19 protein-coding genes are annotated in these 20169 nt (G+C 63.0%); 12 read left to right on the forward strand and 7 right to left on the reverse strand.

From position 1 onward, the window contains the following. Complete coding sequence (gene thiI / locus ACWPW0_RS02225; protein WP_454254310.1) at positions 1–1455, forward strand: tRNA uracil 4-sulfurtransferase ThiI; 1455 nt, start codon at positions 1–3, stop codon at positions 1453–1455. A gap of 127 nt (positions 1456–1582) precedes the next feature. Then, the gene (gene typA / locus ACWPW0_RS02230) at positions 1583–3394 is read left to right on the forward strand and encodes a translational GTPase TypA (protein WP_447588553.1); all 1812 of its coding nucleotides are present in this window, start codon (positions 1583–1585) and stop codon (positions 3392–3394) included. 134 nt (positions 3395–3528) lie between these two features. Here typA and ACWPW0_RS02235 read toward each other — a convergent pair whose 3' ends face one another. Next, entirely contained in the window at positions 3529–3927 is a 399-nt protein-coding gene (locus tag ACWPW0_RS02235; protein WP_447588555.1) for a YkgJ family cysteine cluster protein, read from the reverse strand. Positions 3928–4485: 558 nt separating this feature from the next. Between ACWPW0_RS02235 and ACWPW0_RS02240 the strand changes: the two genes are divergently transcribed. Both ACWPW0_RS02240 and ACWPW0_RS02245 read left to right on the forward strand, forming a co-directional pair. After that, positions 4486–6390, forward strand: coding sequence for an autotransporter domain-containing protein (locus tag ACWPW0_RS02240; RefSeq protein ID WP_454254311.1), 1905 nt, complete (start codon positions 4486–4488; stop codon positions 6388–6390). A 426-nt stretch (positions 6391–6816) separates the two neighbouring features. Next, positions 6817–7023 (forward strand): hypothetical protein, encoded by a 207-nt coding sequence (locus tag ACWPW0_RS02245; RefSeq protein ID WP_447588559.1) that lies wholly within the window; start codon positions 6817–6819, stop codon positions 7021–7023. A 155-nt stretch (positions 7024–7178) separates the two neighbouring features. Here the strand turns inward: ACWPW0_RS02245 and egtD are convergent, their stop codons facing one another. Together egtD and egtB are read right to left on the reverse strand one after the other, a co-directional pair. Then, complete coding sequence (gene egtD / locus ACWPW0_RS02250) at positions 7179–8141, reverse strand: L-histidine N(alpha)-methyltransferase (protein ID WP_454254312.1); 963 nt, start codon at positions 8139–8141, stop codon at positions 7179–7181. Between the two features lie 2 nt (positions 8142–8143). After that, the gene (gene egtB, locus ACWPW0_RS02255; protein ID WP_454254313.1) at positions 8144–9430 is read right to left on the reverse strand and encodes an ergothioneine biosynthesis protein EgtB; all 1287 of its coding nucleotides are present in this window, start codon (positions 9428–9430) and stop codon (positions 8144–8146) included. A 210-nt stretch (positions 9431–9640) separates the two neighbouring features. Between egtB and ACWPW0_RS02260 the strand changes: the two genes are divergently transcribed. Together ACWPW0_RS02260 and ACWPW0_RS02265 are read left to right on the forward strand one after the other, a co-directional pair. Further along, a complete protein-coding gene (locus ACWPW0_RS02260) occupies positions 9641–10237 on the forward strand; it encodes a LemA family protein (RefSeq protein ID WP_447588564.1) in 597 nt (198 codons plus the stop codon). Positions 10238–10261: 24 nt separating this feature from the next. Then, positions 10262–12157 (forward strand): M48 family metallopeptidase, encoded by a 1896-nt coding sequence (locus ACWPW0_RS02265; RefSeq protein WP_454254314.1) that lies wholly within the window; start codon positions 10262–10264, stop codon positions 12155–12157. Between the two features lie 18 nt (positions 12158–12175). Here the strand turns inward: ACWPW0_RS02265 and ACWPW0_RS02270 are convergent, their stop codons facing one another. Continuing rightward, positions 12176–12736, reverse strand: coding sequence for an NADPH-dependent FMN reductase (locus tag ACWPW0_RS02270; protein WP_447588568.1), 561 nt, complete (start codon positions 12734–12736; stop codon positions 12176–12178). A gap of 313 nt (positions 12737–13049) precedes the next feature. On the opposite strand from ACWPW0_RS02270, the gene ACWPW0_RS02275 reads away from it, so the two are divergent. After that, positions 13050–13229, forward strand: a complete 180-nt coding sequence (locus ACWPW0_RS02275) for a hypothetical protein (RefSeq protein ID WP_447588569.1) — start codon at positions 13050–13052, stop codon at positions 13227–13229. Here the strand turns inward: ACWPW0_RS02275 and ACWPW0_RS02280 are convergent. Next, the gene (locus ACWPW0_RS02280) at positions 13220–13342 is read right to left on the reverse strand and encodes a hypothetical protein (protein WP_454254315.1); all 123 of its coding nucleotides are present in this window, start codon (positions 13340–13342) and stop codon (positions 13220–13222) included. The genes ACWPW0_RS02275 and ACWPW0_RS02280 overlap by 10 nt on opposite strands. 110 nt (positions 13343–13452) lie before the next feature. Here ACWPW0_RS02280 and ACWPW0_RS02285 point away from each other — a divergent pair, with 110 nt between their 5' ends. The 3 genes from ACWPW0_RS02285 to ACWPW0_RS02295 all read left to right on the forward strand — a co-directional run bounded on the left by ACWPW0_RS02285 (position 13453) and on the right by ACWPW0_RS02295 (position 16299). Then, positions 13453–14058, forward strand: a complete 606-nt coding sequence (locus tag ACWPW0_RS02285) for a hypothetical protein (protein ID WP_447588571.1) — start codon at positions 13453–13455, stop codon at positions 14056–14058. Positions 14059–14245: 187 nt separating this feature from the next. Beyond that, positions 14246–14923: a response regulator gene (locus tag ACWPW0_RS02290; protein ID WP_447588572.1), complete on the forward strand. Its 678-nt coding sequence runs from the start codon at positions 14246–14248 to the stop codon at positions 14921–14923. After that, entirely contained in the window at positions 14920–16299 is a 1380-nt protein-coding gene (locus ACWPW0_RS02295) for an ATP-binding protein (protein ID WP_454254316.1), read from the forward strand. Before ACWPW0_RS02290 ends, ACWPW0_RS02295 begins: the two co-directional genes overlap by 4 nt. Before the next feature lie 256 nt (positions 16300–16555). On the opposite strand, the gene ACWPW0_RS02300 is transcribed toward ACWPW0_RS02295, so the two are convergent. Continuing rightward, positions 16556–17497 (reverse strand): LysR family transcriptional regulator, encoded by a 942-nt coding sequence (locus tag ACWPW0_RS02300; RefSeq protein ID WP_447588576.1) that lies wholly within the window; start codon positions 17495–17497, stop codon positions 16556–16558. Positions 17498–17740: 243 nt separating this feature from the next. Here ACWPW0_RS02300 and ACWPW0_RS02305 point away from each other — a divergent pair, with 243 nt between their 5' ends. Next, positions 17741–19528: an alkyl/aryl-sulfatase gene (locus tag ACWPW0_RS02305; RefSeq protein WP_454254317.1), complete on the forward strand. Its 1788-nt coding sequence runs from the start codon at positions 17741–17743 to the stop codon at positions 19526–19528. 85 nt (positions 19529–19613) lie between these two features. Next, the gene (locus ACWPW0_RS02310) at positions 19614–19772 is read left to right on the forward strand and encodes a YqaE/Pmp3 family membrane protein (protein WP_447588580.1); all 159 of its coding nucleotides are present in this window, start codon (positions 19614–19616) and stop codon (positions 19770–19772) included. A 55-nt stretch (positions 19773–19827) separates the two neighbouring features. Here ACWPW0_RS02310 and ACWPW0_RS02315 read toward each other — a convergent pair whose 3' ends face one another. Then, entirely contained in the window at positions 19828–20166 is a 339-nt protein-coding gene (locus ACWPW0_RS02315; protein WP_447588582.1) for a carboxymuconolactone decarboxylase family protein, read from the reverse strand. Between the last annotated feature and the right edge of the window lie 3 nt (positions 20167–20169).

Below are 20169 nucleotides of genomic sequence, written 5' to 3' on the forward strand. Positions count from 1 at the left end.
ATGAAACTCATCGTCAAAGTCTTCCCTGAAATCACCATCAAGAGCCGGCCGGTGCGCAAGCATTTCATCCGCCAGTTGGGGAAGAACATCCGCACCGTGCTGCGTGATCTGGACCCCGAGTTGCGGGTGGACGGGGTGTGGGACAACCTCGAGGTGGAAACCAAGGTCAGCGAGCCGAAAGCGCTGCTGGAGATGATCGAGCGCCTGAGCTGTACGCCCGGCATCGCCCACTTCCTGGAAATCAACGAATACCCGCTGGGTGATTTCGACGACATCCTGGAGAAGTGCAAGCAGCACTATGCCGACCAGTTGCCGGGCAAGATCTTCTCCGTGCGCTGTAAACGTGCCGGCAAGCATGCGTTCAGCTCCATGGATGTCGAGCGCTACGTCGGCAGCCAGTTGCGCCAGCAGTGCGGTGCGGCCGGGATCGCCCTGAAGAACCCTGATGTGGAAGTACGCATCGAGATTCGCGATCAGCGTCTGTTCGTCATCCACCACCAGCACAACGCCATCGGCGGTTATCCGCTCGGTTCGCTGGAACAGACCCTGGTATTGATGTCCGGCGGTTTCGATTCCACCGTTGCGGCCTATCAGATGATGCGCCGTGGTCTGCTCACCCACTTCTGTTTCTTCAACCTCGGCGGCCGTGCCCACGAGTTGGGCGTGATGGAAGTGGCGCACTATCTCTGGCAGAAATACGGCAGCTCGCACCGTGTGCTGTTTATCAGCGTGCCGTTCGAGGAAGTGGTCGGCGAGATTCTCGGCAAGGTCGACAACAGCCAGATGGGCGTCGTGCTCAAGCGCATGATGCTGCGTGCTGCTACGCGAATCGCCGAAGAGCTGAGCATCGATGCGCTGGTGACCGGCGAGGCGATTTCCCAGGTGTCGAGCCAGACCCTGCCCAATCTCTCGGTCATCGACTCGGCTACCGACATGCTGGTGCTGCGCCCACTGGTGGCCAGCCACAAGCAGGACATCATCGATACGGCCAATGAGATAGGTACCGCCGAGTTTGCCAAGCACATGCCGGAATACTGCGGCGTGATTTCGGTGAACCCGACCACCAAGGCCAAGAAACAACGCATCGAGCACGAAGAAACCCGTTTCGACATGGCCATTCTGGAGCGCGCCCTGGAGCGCGCCACGCGGATGACCGTCGATCGCGTGATCGACGAGCTGGATCAGGACCTGCAGATCGAAGAAGTCCGCGAAGCCCTGCCGGGGCAGATCGTCATCGACATCCGCCACCCGGACGTCAGCGAGGATGAACCGTTGGAGTTGGCGGGCATCGAAGTGCAGGCCCTGCCGTTTTACGCGATCAACAGTCGCTTCAAGGAGCTGGATGCCAATCGCCAGTACCTGCTGTACTGCGACAAGGGTGTCATGAGCCGCCTGCATGCTCACCATCTGCTGAGCGAGGGACATGCCAATGTGCGCGTTTATCGTCCGGCTTAAACAACCGGGGTTGCTGGGTGGCAGTATTCGCCACCGCCCTCCCGACCGGCTGCTGCGCTGAAGCGCTTTCCAGCCTGCATGGCCGCCTTCCATCGCGGCAACCGAATCCTTAATCGAGACGACACTTGTGATCGAGAATCTCCGTAACATCGCCATCATCGCCCACGTTGACCATGGTAAAACCACCCTGGTCGACAAACTTCTGCGCCTGTCCGGCACCCTGGACCGCAAAGAGCTCGAAAACGAGCGCGTGATGGACAGCAATGACCAGGAAAAAGAGCGCGGGATCACCATTCTGGCGAAGAACACCGCCCTGAAATGGAATGGCTACGACATCAACATCGTCGACACCCCCGGCCACGCCGACTTCGGCGGTGAAGTAGAGCGCGTGATGTCGATGGTCGACTCGGTACTGCTGGTGGTCGATGCCCAGGACGGCCCGATGCCGCAAACCCGCTTCGTGACCCAGAAGGCGTTCAAGGCCGGCCTGCGTCCGATCGTGGTCGTGAACAAGATCGACCGTCCGGGCGCGCGTCCTGACTGGGTTATCGACCAGATCTTCGATCTGTTCGACAACCTCGGCGCTACCGAAGAGCAACTGGACTTCCCGATCGTCTACGCCAGCGCCCTGAACGGCATCGCCGGTCTGGACCACGAGAACCTGCAAGACAACATGGACGCGCTGTTCCAGGCCGTGGTTGACCACGTCCCGGCACCGAAGGTCGATGTCGACGGCCCGTTCCAGATGCAGATTTCCCAGCTGGACTACAACAGCTTCCTCGGCGTCATCGGCATCGGCCGTATCGCGCGCGGCAAGGTCAAGACCAACACCCCGGTGATCGCCATCGGTGCCGACGGCAAGAAACGTCAGGGCCGCATCCTGAAGATCATGGGCCACTCCGGCCTGCAGCGCGTTGAAGTTGCCGAAGCCCAGGCTGGCGACATCGTCTGCGTCAGCGGCATGGACGAGCTGTACATCTCCGACACCCTGTGCGACATGCAGAACGTCGAAGCCCTGCCGCCGCTGTCCGTCGACGAGCCGACCGTCTCCATGACCTTCCAGGTCAACGACTCGCCGTTCTGCGGTAAAGAAGGCAAGTTCGTCACCAGCCGCAACATCAAGGAGCGCCTGGAAAAAGAACTGCTGCACAACGTCGCCCTGCGCGTTGAAGAAGGCGACAGCGCCGACAAGTTCAAGGTCTCCGGCCGTGGCGAACTGCACCTCTCGGTACTGATCGAAACCATGCGTCGCGAAGGCTTCGAGCTGGGCGTGGGTCGTCCGGAAGTGGTGATCAAGGAAGTCAACGGCGAGAAGCAGGAGCCGTACGAGAACGTCATCGTCGACATCGAGGAGACCCACCAGGGCGCCCTGATGGAGCAGATGGGTCTGCGTAAAGGCGACCTGACCAACATGGTGCCGGACGGCAAAGGTCGTATCCGCCTGGAATACACCATTCCGGCCCGCGGTCTGATCGGTTTCCGTAACGCCTTCCTGACCATGACGTCGGGCAGCGGCATTCTGACCTCGACCTTCAGCCACTATGGCCCGATCAAGGTCGGTGAAGTCGGCCACCGCCAGAACGGCGTGCTGGTTTCCATGGCGACCGGCAAGGCGCTGACCTACTCGCTGGAAACCCTGCAGGACCGCGGCAAGCTGTTCCTCGAGCCGGGCCAGGATATCTACGAAGGCCAGCTGGCCGGTATCCACAGCCGCGACAACGACCTGGTGATCAACCCCACCAAGGGCAAGAAACTCGACAACATGCGTGCCTCGGGTAAAGACGAGACCATCGCCCTGGTGCCGCCGATCAAGTTCACCCTTGAGCAGGCCCTGGAGTTCATCGATGACGACGAGCTGGTCGAAGTAACACCGAAGTCGATCCGTCTGCGCAAGAAATTGCTCACCGAGAACGACCGTAAGCGCGCCGGCAAGAAATAAGCCGCTGCTGCAATGAAAAGCCCCCGTCGGTGTGAGCCGACGGGGGCTTTTTTGTGGTCTGTCATTCGATGATCACGTGATCATTCGCGAGAGATCGTCAGACCATAGTGACTCCGGCTTAGCCGGTATTGCAGTCAGGCCTGCTTCGGGCGCCAGGCACAGTAACCGGGGCGTGGGCCAACGCGGGGGTGGTTGCGGCAGGTGTCCGGGCGTTTCTCGTAGATGCTGCACATACGGGTCTTGCGGTCCAGGTACATGCAGTCGTTGTTGCTCATGCGGGTCAGGGTGAAGATGCCTGACTTCTGGTTGAAACGTTCAACCAGGCCTTCCTTCTGCAAGCGCTTGGCAATGTTCTTGGCCGGTTCGCCGCGCTCGAATTCGTCGACTACACCAATGCGGATCAGGTCGCTGATGCGGACTTCTACCGGCATGGTGCAGCAGGTGGAGTGGCAGCTGGTGCACATGTCCCGGTTGTAGCGGCTCCAGGTTTCCACGCGGTCGATTTCGGCGGCGGCTATCAGTTGGGGTTTCATCGAAAGGGGCACCGCGTGGTCGGGCTGGAGGAGTGGGCGCGCGATAATAACGGGTGCAAGGAATTTGTGAATCTATTCCTGCCTGGCGGTCGTGCAGATAGATGCAGGCAGTGCCTGTTGTCGATTGCGGTTCTCAACGAGACGCCCGGTTTTTGATCGCTCAGCCCAGGGTCGAAACACAGGGTGCGCAGCGGGGAATGTGGATTGGCAGGCGCGACGACAGGATGGCAAATCGACCCGGGATGTCAGAATACGTCTGCAGAACCCCGCACTCGCGGGGTTTTCTTTTTTCTACAGTGTCTCTTCTTGCCGGCCTGTTTAGGCGGGTTGCGCATCGCGTGAAAGGTTGAGTCGGGAGGCGTGTCTTGTGGCCAGGCGATTCCGTGTGGGTGCCTGTGCCAAGCGCGTATTCCGTCTTTGGTGCGACAGCGCCAGGCCGCGCCGGCAAGGCGTTCAGTCCTAGTAGGGAATTTGCGCGAGCGATAGTGCGTGGGGGAGAGGCGCTCCCTAGAATCCGTCGCCGCTTGTCCATCACAACAACAAGAAGGGACACGGATGATGAAGCGTTTTTCAATGCTGCTGGGCATCACCTGCCTGGCACTGCTAGCACCCCCGGTCAGCGCGGCACCCTATAGCGGTATGGTGGTCTTCGGCGACAGCCTCAGCGACGCGGGCCAGTTCTCCAACGGCCTCAACCCGATCCGCTTCACCACGCAACTGGGGCCGACCTATGGCTATTTCTCCAGCGAGCCCTTTGGTGCCACCTCGCCGATGCTGATTGGTGAGGGGTTGGGGTTCGGCAGCCAGGCGGCTTCGACCAGCCCGCTGCGGCAGGCGCTGGGGCAGGCTGACGGTGACAACTGGGCGGTGGGCGGTTACACCACCGCGCAGGTCTACCAGTCGATCACCCAGGTGGGCGGCTCGGTGGTCAGTTCCGCTGGTGTGCCGCTGCGTACTCGCGACGGTTATCTGGTCGGCGGACGGGTGGTCGACACCAACACGCTGTTCTACGTCAATGGTGGCGGTAACGACTTCCTGCAGGGGTTGGTGGTGAGCGTGCCGACAGCCCAGGCCGCCGCCGTCCGCCTCGGTGACTCGCTGCGTGCTCTGCAGGCCGCGGGTGGCCGCTATTTCATGACGCCGCTGCTGGTCGACGTGGCCAATCCGACCACTGGCGGAACGTTTGATCCGGCGCAGTACGCCCTGGCGCAGGCGTTCAATGCCGAGCTGATCCGGCAGATGGCGAGTGTCGACGCCGAGGTGATTCCACTCAACGTACCGTTGCTGTATCGCGAGGTGCTGGCCAACGCCGCGGCGTTTGGGTTCGATTCCAGCCAGAACCTGCTGGCAACCTGCTTCTATGCAGCGTCCATAACTGGCGCTACCGGCTGCCAGAACGCCACCTGGGGCGCGCTGAGCGCGACGCCTGATCCAGACAAGTTGATCTACGCCGACCAGGTCCACCCGACCGCGGCGATGCAGCGCATCCTGGCGGACCAGGGGCTGTCGATTCTCGCTGCGCCCTGGGAGATCAGTCTGCTGCCCCAGGCCGCCGAATTGGCATTGCGTGGCGGTCGTGAGCAGTTGCGCCAGCAGTTTCTCGGCGACTGGGGCACCTGGCAGGAGGAGGGGCAGTGGCGGGGTTTCGTTTCCGGGGGCGTACGCCGGATGGACTTCGATGCGGCAGACACTGCTGCTGCCGGCGACGGGCGCGGCATGGGGCTCGGCATCGGTGCCAGTGTTCGCGTCGCCGAGCACTGGCGTCTCGGGGCCACGCTGAACGTGCAGGAGCAGAAGCTGGAACTCGGCGCGCGTGACTCCGACTACGGCCTGCGCAGCTACCTGGCCGGAGTTTTTGCCCAGTACCACGATGGCTTGTTCTGGGGCGACCTGACGCTCGACGCCGGCTACCTCGACTACCACGACTTGAAGCGACGCTTCGCCCTTGGCCAGACCACCCGTACCGAGCGTGGCGATACCGACGGCTGGGTGTTCGCCGCTGGTGGCCGGTTGGGCGTCGAGTTGGGCTTGGCCGACCAGCGGCTGCACCTGGCGCCGTTCGTCAGTGGCGACCTGTCACGCATCACCGTCAATGGCTACCGCGAGCGGGGCGCGAGTTCCACCGCCCTCGGCTACGACGACCAGCGTCTCGATTCGCGGCGCCTCGGCGTCGGCTTGCAGGCGCGCTTCGACCTTGCCGCCGACACTCAGTTGTTCGGCGAAGTCGCCCGCGAGAAGGACTTCGAGGATGACGGCAGCGAGGTGGGCATGAGCCTCAACAGTGTTTCGGCAGTAGATTTCACCCTGCGCGGCGCGGAGTCCTCACGCTATCAGACTAACGCGGTGCTCGGTCTGCGCCAGTTGCTCGCCCCGGGGCTGGCTCTGCAGCTTGGCTACGATTACCAGCGGCGTGCCGACGACGGGCAGCATGGCCTCGGTGCGACGCTGGTCATGGATTGGTAGGTACGGTTCGAACAGGCGATTGCTGAACCTGTTCTCGCTCGGTAGTCATGTAGGCAAATGCTTACATCGCGTGCGGTTAATCACGCCTATCGAGGAATGAGGCAGGTATTTAATCTCCTCCTCCATGGACGAAGCGCAGGAAGCGCACACATAAAACACGGATTCGCAGGATCGACGCCAGGATGGCGAAGCGATCAAGGATGTCAGAACCAGTCTGCAAAACCCCGCGCTCGCGGGGTTTTTCTTTTTCCGCGGTTTCATTTCGTGCGGTTGGCTGCCCAGGCGCAGGGCAATCAGGATTGCCTGCACGAGGGCATCCCTGTGTCAGGTGATCGCAGCCGGACATATCCACTATCAGCCCGGATGATTTCCTGAGGTGGCAGGTGCGCCGATACAGTGGCTGCACATTCCGCACAGGAGTTCGCCATGCCCCACATCGATATCGTGTCTCTCGTCGGTAGTGCCGTGCCCGCCACGTTGCGCGCCGATGGTCATCTGGCGTGCTGGTATGTGCTGGTCGATGGCGTGCCGAAGTCCGGTCCTTATCTGTCTCGCGAAGCCGCCGTGGCCAGCCAGTTCATCTGGACGCTGGCGACCGGTCAGCGTCTTGAGCACGCGGTCTTCACCGCCTGATTTTCCTCCCGCGTTCCTCCCCCTGGGAGCGCCTTTGGCAGCTTGGCTGCCCGTTTATTCCTGGTGCATGCTCCGCACAGTTGACCCGCCTGATGGCGGGTTTTTTTTGCCTGTAATTTCAGCGATTCGCAGAAATTGGTGCGGTAGCGCCTGGCTCAGTCGCGCTGCAGGTAATGCACGCTGAACAGGCGAGCGGGGTCCATCCACATGGCCACCGCGCTGAAGCCGGCTTGTCCGGCCAGGTCACGGAAACTGGCCGGGGTGTATTTGTAGGAGTTTTCCGTGTGCAGGGTTTCGCCTGCGGCAAAGTCGAAGCATTGATCCTCGATCCACACGGTCTGCGCCTCGGGGCTGACCAGGTGCATCTCGATCCGCGATTCGGCCTTGTTGAAGAAGGCGCGGTGCTGAAAGCGCGTCGGGTCGATGTCGCTGTCCAGTTCGTTGCGGATGCGTTGCAGCAGGTTGAGGTTGAAGGCGGCCGTTACGCCGGCATTGTCGTTGTAGGCGCGTTCAAGCACCGCCGTATCCTTGACCAGGTCTACGCCGATCAGCAGGCCGGCCCCGGCGGGCAGTGTGGCATGCAGGTTGCGCAGGAAGGCCAGGGCATCATCGGGGGTGAAGTTGCCGATGCTGGAACCGGGGAAGAACGCCAGGGGATGCTCGCCCATCGCTTCGCTGGGCAACTGCATGGGCTGGCTGAAGTCGGTGCAGGTGGCGTGCACATCGAGCCAGGGATAGTCGGCTGCCAGGCGATGGGTGCTGCTCAGCAGGAAGTCGCGTGAGATATCCACGCCAAGGTAGCTGCTCGGGTGCAAGGCTTCGAGCAGCAGGCGCACCTTTCGGCTGGCACCGCTGCCAAGTTCCACCAGGCTGGCGTCGCGACCGGCGAGTTCGGCGATCTGTTGACGGGCCAGGCGCAGGATCATTTCCTCGGTGCGTGTGGGGTAGTACTCCGGCTGCTGGCAGATCTGCTCGAACAGCTCGGAACCACGCCGGTCGTAGAAGAACTTCGGCGAGATCGACTTGGGCGTGGCAGCAAAGCCGGCCAGGCTTTCCTGGCGCAGGGACTCGCTGTCGGGTTGCACCTGTTGTTCGTGGAAACGGATTGCCAACGCCATGTTCAGGACTCCTTGGCCAGGCGCAAGCCAGCGAACTGCCAGCGCATGGAGGGGTAGAAGAAGTTGCGATAGGTACTGCGGATATGGGGTTCGGGTGTGGCGCAACAGCCGCCGCGCAGGACCATCTGCCCGGACATGAACTTGCCGTTGTATTCGCCGAGGCTACCGCCCAGTGGCTGGAAGCCGGGGTAGGGACGGTACGCGCTGCCGGTCCATTCCCAGACATCGCCATACAACTGGCTTGGCCCATCGTTGTGCCCGTCGGCGGCGACCGGCTGCAGATAGTCGCGCTCGACGAAGTTGCCCTGTGGGTGGGGCTGATCCTGCGCCGCCACTTCCCATTCCTGCTCGCTGGGCAAGCGTGCGCCGGCCCAGGCGGCAAAGGCCTCGGCCTCGAAATAGCTGAGGTGGCAGACCGGCGCGTGCGGGTCCAGCTCTCGCAGGCCGCCCAGGGTGAACTCCATCCACGCGTCGCCATCGCGCTGCCAGTACAGCGGGGCCTGCCAGCCTACCTGCTGGATCAGGCTCCAGCCATCGGCCAGCCACAGCGCGCTCTGGCGATAGCCGCCGTCGTGGATGAACGCGGCGTATTCGCCATTGCTCACCGGGCGGCTGGCCAGTCGGAAATCATCGACGAACACTCGGTGACGGGGCTGCTCGCAGTCGAAGGCAAAGCCCGCGCCGCTGTGGCCGATATGGCGCACGCCGCCCGGGTAGCGGTGCCAGTGCAAGGGCGCGGGCTGCGTAGCCGTAAGTGGGCGCAGGTCGTGGCGGTACACGGGGCGCAGCGGGTTCTGCGCGAGGATGTGTTTGATATCCATCAGCAGCAGCTCCTGGTGCTGCTGTTCGTGTTGCACGCCCAGCTCCAGGCGGCGGGCGATCTCGCTGGCATGTTCCGGCGGCGGATTCAGCAGCAGCGTCTCCATGGCCAGGTCGATGTGCTGGCGATAGCGGTACACCTCGGCGACTGTCGGCCGTGACAGCACGCCACGGCTGGCGCGCGGGAAGGGCGTGCCGTGGGTCTGGTAGTAGGAGTTGAACAGGTGGTCGTAGCGCACATCCAGCGCACGGTAGGCGTGCAGAAAGGGGTGCAGGATGAAGGCCTCGAAGAACCAGCTGACATGCGCCAGGTGCCATTTCGGCGGACTGACATCGGCCATGCTCTGCACGCCGTAGTCTTCGACCTCCAGCGGCGCGCACAGCTGCTCGGAGCGGGCGCGAATGTGCCGGTAGCGGGCCAGCAGGTGTTCCAGTTCCCTCGACGATGGCTCGCGGGCCAGGTTCGGCATTCGACTCGCTCCTGTGCAGGGTGGCGGTGCCGACAATGCAGTCGGTCTTTAAGCGACCGGGCGACTGGCGCAAAGGTTCATGGCAATGCCGTGTCGGTCGTCGCTTTCTGCGTGAAGAGCCCGATAGTGATGAGACCTGGTGAGGGGTACGCCTGCGCTGTTTTCCGTTACCATCGTCCGCTCATTCGGTACACAGATAGGGACATGGTCATGGCTGTATCCAGCATCGTCATTCTGGTCATCCTCGCGCTCGCGGTGGTCTATGTCATCAGCATCTACAACAAGCTGGTGGCGCTGCGGAATCGCTTTCAGAACGCCTTCGCGCAGATCGAGGTGCAGCTCAAGCGCCGCTACGATCTGATCCCCAACCTGGTGGAAACCGCCAAGGCCTACATGGCCCACGAGCGCGATACCCTGGAAGCGGTGATCGCGGCGCGAAATGGTGCCGTTGCCGGCCTCAAGGCGGCCTCGGCTCAGCCGGGCGACGCGCAGAGCATGGCGCGCCTGGGTGGTGCCGAAGGTGTGCTGGGCAGCGCCCTGGGTCGTCTCAACGTGACCATGGAGGCCTACCCGGATCTCAAGGCGTCGCAGAACATGCAGCAACTCAGCGAGGAGCTGTCCAGCACCGAGAACAAGGTGGCGTTCTCCCGCCAGGCCTTCAACGATGCGGTGATGGCCTACAACACCTACAAGCAGAGCTTCCCGCCGGTGGTGCTGGCCAACTTCTTCGGCCACAGCCAGGACGCTAGCCTGTTGGTGTTCGAGGACAGCGCGGCGATTCAGGCCGCCCCGAAGGTGTCCTTCTAAACCGAGCAGTACGCGGATCGCCCGATGAATTTCTTCGAACACCAGGACCGCGCCAAGCGTAACAGTGGTCGCCTGCTGTTGCTCATGGCGCTGGCCGTGCTCAGCCTGATCGCCCTGACCAGCCTGGCGCTGATCGTCATCTTCAACCTCAACGACTCCGGGGCGTATGGAGTGGCCAACGGTCAGCTGATTCTCGGTGTGTCGGTCGTGGTGGTTGGCGTGGTGCTGGTCGGCAGCCTGTACAAGAGCATCCAGCTGGCCCGTGGCGGCAAGGTGGTGGCCGAACGGCTCGGTGGTCGGTTGATCAACCTCGAGCCGCAAGGCTTGGCCGAGCGTCGGGTGCTCAATGTGGTGGAGGAAATGGCCATCGCTTCCGGCACGCCGGTGCCTTCGGTGTATGTGCTGGACGACCCGGCGATCAATGCCTTCGCTGCCGGACTGAGCCCGCAGGACGCGGTGATCGGTATCACCAGCGGCGCGCTGAATCTGTTGACCCGCGAAGAGTTGCAAGGGGTGATCGCCCACGAGTTCAGCCATATCTTCAATGGCGACATGCGCCTGAACTTGCGCCTGGTCGCGGTGCTGCACGGCATCCTGATGATCGGCCTGATTGGTCAGTTCATGCTCCGCCACATGGGCGGTACGCGTACCAGCAACTCGAAGCGTGACGGTGGCGTAGCCGCCTTCTTCATGGCTGGCCTGGCGCTGATGGTCCTGGGCTATGCCGGCACCTTCTTCGGCAACCTGATCAAGGCGGCGGTCAGTCGTCAGCGCGAATTCCTCGCCGATGCCTCGGCGGTGCAGTTCACCCGCAACCCGGAGAGCATCGGGGGCGCGCTGAAGAAGATCGGCGGGCACATGGGCGGCTCGCAGTTGCAGGCCGAGCATGCCTCCGAGTTCAGCCACCTGTATTTCAGTGCCGGGATCAGCCAGGCGCTGGACGGCATGATGGCGACGCACCCACCGCTGAACGAGCGTATACGCCGGGTCGAGCCGGGCTGGGATGGGCGTTATCCGAATGTGGACGCGCAGCTATCGGTCGAGCCGACGGCCAGCGCTTCGACGGACAGCGACTGGCAGCACCAATGGCAAGGTGTGGCAGCACTGAGCGGCTTCTCTGCGGCGGCTGCCGAACATTCCATCGCGACCATTGGCGATCCGCAGCCGGCCCACCTGGCGCAGGCGCGGGATTCCCTGCAGCGTCTGCCGGATGAGCTCAAGGAGGCCGCACACGACCGCTCCGCGGCCCAGGCCTTGCTCTATGCCCTGCTGCTCGACCGCAGCGAGACCACTCGCGAGGGGCAGTTGCAGCATCTTCGGGGGACGGTAAGCGACCGCATACTTGCATCGACCCAGGCGCTACAGCCGAAGGCGCAGGCCCTCGATCCGGGGCAGCGCCTGCCGTTGCTGGAGCTGGCCATCCCGGCGCTGAAGCAATTGACCAAGGGCGAGTATTCGGTGCTGAAAGCCAATCTGGTGGCGTTGATCAAGGCCGATGGCAAGGTCGAACTGCTGGAGTGGACGTTGCTGCGCATCGTCGAGCGCAACGTCGAAGGGCTGCGACCGGTGCAGGGCAAGTATCACCTTGTCGAGTTGAGCGAAGAGATTCGCCTGCTGCTCTCGGCGCTCGCACATGCGGGGCATGATGACCCTGCGCAGGCTCAACAGGCGTTCACCGCAGCCTGTGCGACCCTGCCGCTCGGTGACTTGCAATTGGCCGAACGCGGTACCGGGCTCAAGGGACTGGATGCCGGCCTGGCGCGCCTGAGCCACATGTGGCCGCTGCAGAAGCCGCGCCTGCTCAAGGCCATGGCCGTGTGTGTCGGCCACGATGGCCGCATCAGCGTGGCCGAAGCCGAGTTGATGCGCGCCGTGGCCGATATGCTCGATTGCCCGATGCCGCCCTTGCTGGCAGCGTGATCACGCCGCCAGCCTGGCTCACGCCTTGGCGTGTTGCTCCACCCAGGCGGCATAGGCGTCGATGAATTTCTGCAGGAAGCCCTTGATGCCGTCGTTGGCCTTGCCGTGGTCATCGAAGAAACTACCCGCGCCGCCCAGATACGCCTCGGGTTGCTGCAGCACCGGCACGTCGAGAAATACCAGCGACTGGCGCAGGTGGTGGTTGGCGCCGAAGCCGCCGATGGCGCCCGGCGAAACGCTGACCACCGCCCCCGGCTTGCCGGCGAAAACACTTTGCCCATAGGGCCGCGAACCCACGTCGATGGCGTTCTTCAGCGGCGCCGGCACCGAGCGGTTGTATTCCGGGGTGACGAACAGCAGGGCCTGCGCCTTGCCCACCTGTTCACGGAAGTGCTGGTAGGCGGCCGGCGGCGAGCCGGCGTCGATGTCCTCGTTGTACAGCGGCAAGTCGCCGATCTCGATGATCTGCAGACGCAACGACGGCGGCGCCAATTCGATCAGGGCCTGGGCCAGTTTGCGGTTGAGCGATGCCTTGCGCAGGCTGCCGACCAGTACGGCAACATCATGGACCTTGTTCATGGACATTCCTTGCTGGGTGAGTAAGCCAAATAGAGACCGGAGAATAAAACTATAGTGCGACTTGTCGCTGAGCACGCAACCGCTCTGCAACGAGCCTTCGCCTGCCATGTTGCCGCGCTGCGACATTCTGCCGGGTTGACCCGGGTGCTCATTGAGCAGAAATTGATCATCGACAGCCGCTCATGCGCCTGTCCGCGAACAACGGTCATTAACGGGTGGCATGCTGCCCGCTACAAGAACAAGTCCTGATGCCCGCCACTGCCTACCGCGCCGCTGCATACCGCAGCGGCCGTACTCCGTGAGGAATTCACCAATGGATACGTTCAACCTGTTCGACCCGCGTTATCAACTGGAAGCCGAAGAACGCGCCCCACGGCGCAAGGCCGGCGAAGGCCAGATCCACGATCATATTCAGCAGGCCCTGGCTGCCATCGACACGTTGTCCGCCCAGTTGCGCCAGCGCAGCCGCGACACCAAGCGCTCTCACCACTGATTCTGCCCATTTGCCGGCTGCAGGCGTTCGTCTGCAGCCGGCTGTTGGCTGCCTGCGCAATGCTGGCGGCTGGCGTTGTCGTGGGTGAGTGATTTGACCCCAGCGGTGCTCATCACCGCTCGTTCAGCCTAGGTTCAGGAAGGGTTCAGGAACGGTTCAGTGGCCCTGCGGCAGGATGGCTCCCGTGCTTCACACATCCAAACCGCTCCGAGAGGAACACACCATGAAAACCACCCTGAACCGTATCGCCCTGGCCACTGGCCTGACTCTGGCTGCTTTCACTGTTCACGCTGCCGACAACTTCGTTGGCCTGACCTGGGGTCAGACCAACAACAACATCCAGAAGTCTTCTGCCCTCAACCAGAACCTGAACAACCCGTCGCTCGACAAGGTCATTCACAAGACCGGGACCTGGGGCATTCGCGCCGGTCAGGTACAGGAAAATGGCCGTTACTACGCGACCTACGAGAACGTCTCGGACAGCGACCGTGGCTTCAAGCTGCGCCAGCAGAACCTGCTCGGCAGCTATGACCTGTTCCTGCCCCTGGGCGACAACAACACCAAGCTGTTCGGTGGCGCCACTGTGGGTCTGGTCAAGCTGGAGCAGGAAAGCCGTGGCCTGAGCCGTGACAGCAACATTGGTTATGCCGCGGGCCTGCAGGCCGGTATCCTCCAGCAACTGAACAAGAATGCATCGGTTGAAGCGGGCTATCGTTACCTCCGTACCAACGCCAGCACCGAGATGTCTCCGCATGGCGCCGGCAAGCTGGGTTCGCTGGACCTGCACAGCACTTCGCAGGCCTATCTGGGTGCCAACTACGCGTTCTAAGAACCTGTCTCGGGTCGCTGAGCGTCGGCCAGGCAGCGTTGAAATTGGACCTGAATGCCTCGTTTACCCTGCGTAAACTCCGTGTTCTCGGCCAGTCTCACCTTGCCTGGCCTTGGCTCAAAAGCCCCGTAACACGTTCTACCCACCTGCTGGGCTTCGGCCCAGCCCCCACAGGAGACAGTGCCTGATGAAATTGCTGGTAGTGGAAGACGAGGCGCTGTTGCGTCATCACCTCTACACGCGACTGGGAGAACAAGGCCATGTGGTGGACGCGGTGCCGAATGCCGAAGAAGCGCTCTACCGGGCGCAGGAATACAGCCACGACCTGGCGGTGATCGACCTCGGATTGCCGGGTATGAATGGCCTGGACCTGATCCGCCAACTGCGCAGCCAGGACAAGACCTTTCCCATCCTTATTCTCACCGCACGCGGCAACTGGCAGGACAAGGTCGAAGGCCTGGCCGCCGGCGCCGATGATTACGTGGTCAAACCCTTTCAGTTCGAAGAGCTCGAAGCGCGTCTGAATGCCCTGTTGCGGCGCTCCTCGGGCTTCGTCCAGTCGGCCATCGAGGCCGGTCCGCTCAGCCTGGACCTCAATCGCAAACAGGCTCAGCTGGATGGCACGCCCATGGCATTGACCGCCTACGAGTACCGCATTCTCGAATATCTCATGCGTCACCATCAGCAGGTGGTAGCCAAGGAGCGGCTGATGGAGCAGCTCTATCCCAATGACGAAGAGCGCGATCCCAACGTGATCGAAGTCTTGGTCGGTCGCCTGCGACGCAAGCTGGAAGGTGACAACGGCTTCAAACCGATCGAGACCGTGCGCGGCCAGGGCTACCTGTTCGTCGAGCGCTGCCGATGAGGGCACGCGTGGCGCGCGTTCGGCGCCGCGCCGGGTTTTCCCTGCGCCTGCGCCTGATGCTCGGCGCTGCGGCGCTGGCCGTGCTGTTCATGCTGGCCCTGTTGCCGGTGCTGCAACGGGCGTTCGTCTTCGCCCTTGAACAATCCATCGAGAAACGCCTGGCCTCCGATGCCAGCACGCTGATTTCCGCCGCGCGCATCGTCGACGGCCGGCTGACGATGCCGGACAAGTTGCCAGACGAGGAGTTCGACAACCTCGAGGCGCGCCAGCTCGGTTTCATCTACGACAGCGAAGGCACGCTGATCTGGCAATCCCACTCATCCCGCGACGAGAACGTGGACTACACGCCCCGCTACGACGGTGGTCGCCATGACTTCTCACGGGCCTGGGCGCAAAGTGGCCGGGAGTTCTTCGTCTATGACGTGGAGATCGACCTGTTGCGCGGCCAGGCGGCGGCCTACAGCGTGATCACCATGCAGCCGGTGAGCGACTACCAGAGCATGCACGATGGCTTCATGCGGCAGCTTTACCTGTGGCTGGCGGTAGCCCTGCTGGTGCTGCTCGGCCTGCTCTGGTTCGGCCTGACCTGGGGCTTTCGCGGATTGCGCCGGCTTACCGCCGAGCTGGACCAGGTCGAGGCCGGCGAGCGTGATGCGCTCAGTGAAGAACACCCGCGCGAGCTGCTGCGCCTGACCGGCTCGCTGAACCGCCTGCTGGAAAGTGAGCGGCAACAACGCGAGCGCTACCGGCACTCGCTGGATGACCTGGCGCACAGCCTGAAGACGCCGCTGTCGGTGTTGCAGGGTGTCAGCGAGAACCTCGCCGGGCGCAGCGCCAACCCCGAGCAGGCGCAGATCCTGCAACGCCAGATCGAACGCATGAGCCAGCAGATTGGCTACCAGCTGCAGCGCGCCAGCCTGCGCAAGAGTGGCCTGGTGCGCCACCGTGCGCGCCTGGCGCCCTTGCTCGACCTCCTCTGCGAGGCGCTGGACAAGGTCTACCGCGACAAGCGCGTGTGCGTCGAGCGGGTGTTCGATGCGCAGCTCGAGGTGCCCATCGAGCAAGGCGCATTGCTCGAGTTGCTTGGCAACCTGCTGGAGAACGCCTACCGCCTGTGCCTGAGCTCCATCCGTGTCAGTGCCATCGAGCAGGCCGGTTTCTGCGAGTTGAGCGTCGAGGATGACGGCCCTGGTGTGCCGGTGGATCAGCGCGCGCGCATCCTCCAGCGTGGCGAGCGTCTGGATACCCAGCATGAAGGCCAGGGCATCGGCACCGCCGTGGTCAAGGACATCATCGAAAGCTTCGGCGGCGAATTGCTGTTGGAGGATTCGGACCTGGGCGGCGCGGCATTTCGCGTGCGCCTGCCGCGCAGCTGAGCCGAGCCGCCTGTGCGCCAGGTTCCGCACGAAGCATCACCGAGCGCAGGCACTTTTCGTACAGAGCTTAGAGCCTGTTTACGATCTTCTGGCTCGCGGCCATACGGCGTTAAAAACGCCCTGGATCGCCAGCCCGGTCGGAATGCTCATTTACCACTCGTAAACCCGAGTGCGGGCCCAGTCCGCTTCCTCGGGCATTTTTGCGGGGGCGCCTAGCCCTTGTCTGGCTCTAATCCAGAAGATCGTAAACAGGCTCTTAGGACTCGATGAAGCTGGCCGCCGGAACCGGCAGCGACGGCATCAGGCGTTCGTTGTCCTGCTCGCGAATGATCTGCTGCAACTGCTCCGCACCGGGCGACAGGCTGTGCCCGGCCCGGCTGACGATGCCGTAGGCGGAGCTGGCCAGGCGCGGCATGCCGGTCAGGTTGAGGGTGGCCAGGCGTCCGGCCTGTACATCACTGGCGACCACATCCCACGGCGCCATGCTCAGCACGTCACTGGTGAACACCAGTTCCTTGAGCACCATGAAGTTGTCGCACTGGATGGTCAGCGGGTTGGTGCCGCCGCCCAGTTGTTGCAGCAGGCGGGTGACCTGTTCCGGCATCTGCGTGCCGGCCAACGGGTAGTCGCGCAAGGCACCTGGCTGCACCGGCTGCTGCTGGCACAGCGGATGCTGCGGGCGGCAGAACAGCACGCCGGGGTGAGGGTGCAGGGGCTCCACGCAGAGGTGCGGATCGTCGCGAAACTCGCGGATATCGGCGACGAACAATTCGAGTTCGTCATTCAGCAGGCGCGAGCGCAGTTGCTGCCAGTTGTCGATCAGCAGCTGCACATGCACCTGGGGGTAGCGCGTGGCGAACTGGCCGATGGCCTGCGGCACCAGGCGCGCAGCAGGGTAGGGACCGGCGCCCAGGCGTAGCTCGCCACTGGCCAGGTTGCCCAATTGGCTGACTGCGTTGCTCAGCGCGTGGCTGCCCGCGAGTAGGCGCCGGGCATGCTCCAGCACCAGGCGGCCGTGGGCCGTGAGGCTGATGCCACGGGTATGGCGGTCGACCAAGGTGCAGCCGAGGCTGGCTTCCAGGGCCTGGATGCTTCGGCTCAGCGCCGGCTGGCTGAGGTGCACGGCATCGGCGGCTCGGGCGAAATGGCCGTGGTCGGCGAGGGCGACGAAGTGGCGCAGCTGACGAAGATCGTTCATGTGTTCAGTGCATCAGTAATGGCTTTGGAATGCATTGGAATTATTAAGCGGCTCTTGTCAGTCTGCCAACCTCCATTACCCATAAGAGCCTGTTCACGATCTTCTGGATTAGAGCCAGACAAGGAAAAAACACCCGAGGAAGCGCAGTTTACGAGTGGTAAATGAGCATTCTGAGGGCGTTTTTAACGCCGTATGGCTGCGAGCCAGGAGATCGTGAGCAGGTTCTAAGAACGAGGTCGCCCCATGCGCACCCTGTCCCACTTCAGCGGCTTGTTGCTGGCCGCTGCACTGCCATTCACTGCCAACGCCGATCTACCAGCCGAGCGCATCGAGCCTTCGATCAATGCCGAGCTGGCCGAGCACACCAAGCACTTCAACGAGAAGGTCTACAAGATCGCCGACAACGTCTGGTCGGCGGTAGGCTGGAACCTGGCCAACAGCGTGATGATCGAGGCGCCCGAGGGGTTGATCATCGTCGACACCGGCGAGTCGGCCGAGCAGTCGCGCAAGGTGCTGGCCGAGTTCCGCACGATCAGCGACAAGCCGATCAAGGCCATCGTCTACACCCACTTCCACCCGGATCACATCAACGGCGTGAAGGGCTTCGTCAGCGAGGCGCAGGTCAAAAGCGGCGAGGTGCAGATCTACGCCCAGGAAACCCTGCTCGACAACGTGGTGACCCAGGGCGCACTGGTCGGCCCGATTCTCGGCATGCGTTCGGCCTACAGCTTCGGCGCCGCCCTGCCGGACAGTGACAAGCAGCAGATGAACGCCGGCCTTGGTCCGCTGGTGCACGAGGGCGACTCCACCTTCATCGCCCCGACCATCACCTTCCGCGACAAGCTCGACACCACCATCGCCGGCCTGCCCGTGCAGTTCCTGCATGTGCCCAGCGAGGCGCCGGACGAGATCGTCCTCTACCTGCCGAACAATCGCGTGCTGATCAGCGCCGAAGTGACCCAGGGACCGACCCTGCCCAACATCCACACCCTGCGCGGCACCAAGTTCCGCGACCCGGTGGTGTGGGTCGACAGCCTCGACCGGCTGCGCGCCTTCCAGGCCGACTACATGGTACCGCTGCATGGCCAGCCGGTGTCGGGCAAGGACAAGGTCGAGGAAGTGCTGCGCATGACCCGTGACGCCATCGCCTACATCCACGACCAGACCGTGCGCTGGATGAACAAGGGCCTGACCCCGGATGAGCTGGTGGAGAAGGTCCAGCTGCCGCCGCACCTGGCCGGCTACACGCCGTACCTGCGCGAGTACTACGGCACGGTGAAGCACAGCGTGCGGCAGATCTACCAGGGTTACCTCGGCTGGTTCCAGGGTGACCCGGTGGACCTCGACCCGATTCCACCGGTGGAGAAGGCCAAGCGCCTGATCGAACTGATGGGGGGCCGCGATAAGCTGCTGATGGCGTCCGGCCAGGCGTACCTCAAGGGTGACTACCAGTGGGCGGCCGAACTGGCTGGCTACGCCATCCGCGTCGACCATGGCGACAAGCTGGCCCGTGACATCAAGGCACGCAGCTTGCGCAAGCTCGGCTACGCCAGCATGAACATCAACTGGCGCAACTGGTACCTGATGAGCGCCATGGAGCTGGAAGGCTCGTTCGATAACGGCGTTGCCGAGGACATGGGCCGGCGCATCCGCGGTGCCTTCCTCTCGCCGGACATGCTGAAGAACCTGCCGGCGCGCATCTTCCTGCAGAACTGGGTCACCCGCATCGACCCGCAGAAGAGCGCCGACGTGAACCTGACCCTGGGCTTCGTCTTCCCCGATATCGACGAGCAGTGGGCGCTGGAGATTCGCCGTGGCGTGGTCGAGATGCACCGGGGCATTCCCGAGGGCACCACGCTCAAGCTGACCTTCGACAAGACCTACCTGGACACCGTGATCAGTGGCCAGAACAGCCTGCTCAAGGGCGCGCTGCTGGGGGACGTGAAGGTCGACGGCAACCTGCTCGACATCAAGACCTTCCTCGGCTGCTTCGACTTCGAGGACACGGCGATCGCGCTGACCGTGCGTTGATCCGGCTGCCAGGAAGGCCTGCAAATAGGCTGAACGGCGATCACCGGGATGAGGTCGATGGGGAACACCCACAAGGAGTTTCCCCATGGACCTGATCCGCATCATCTTCGCCATCATCCTGCCGCCGCTGGGTGTCTTCCTGCAGGTCGGCTTCGGCGGCCAGTTCTGGCTCAACATCCTGCTGACCCTGTGCGGCTACATCCCCGGCATCGTGCACGCGGTGTACATCATCGCCAAACGCTGAACACACGAAATCCGCAGCGCCCGGTAAACCAGGCGCTGCGGGTTGGTGGGTACAGTCAGCCTTTGACCTGATCCACCGCGCTCAGCACGCGCGCCGAATAGACCAAGGCCGCACCGGCATTCATGGCCACGGCCACGCCCAGGGCTTCGGCGATCTCTTCCTTGCTGGCGCCTTGCTTGACCGCTTCTGCCGCGTGCACGGTAATGCAGCCATCGCAGCGGGTGGTCGCGGCCACGGCAAGGGAGATCAGTTCGCGGGTCTTGGCGCTCAGGTGGTTGGTCTTGCTGCCGGCGTTGCTGGCGGTCATGTAGCCCGCAACGGTATCGGGTGAGAGTTTCTGCAGGTCGCCAATGCCGGCCATCAACTGATCGCGGTAACCATTCCAGTCCATCATCGT

The sequence above is a fragment of the Pseudomonas sp. Marseille-Q8238 genome, assembly GCF_965111915.1.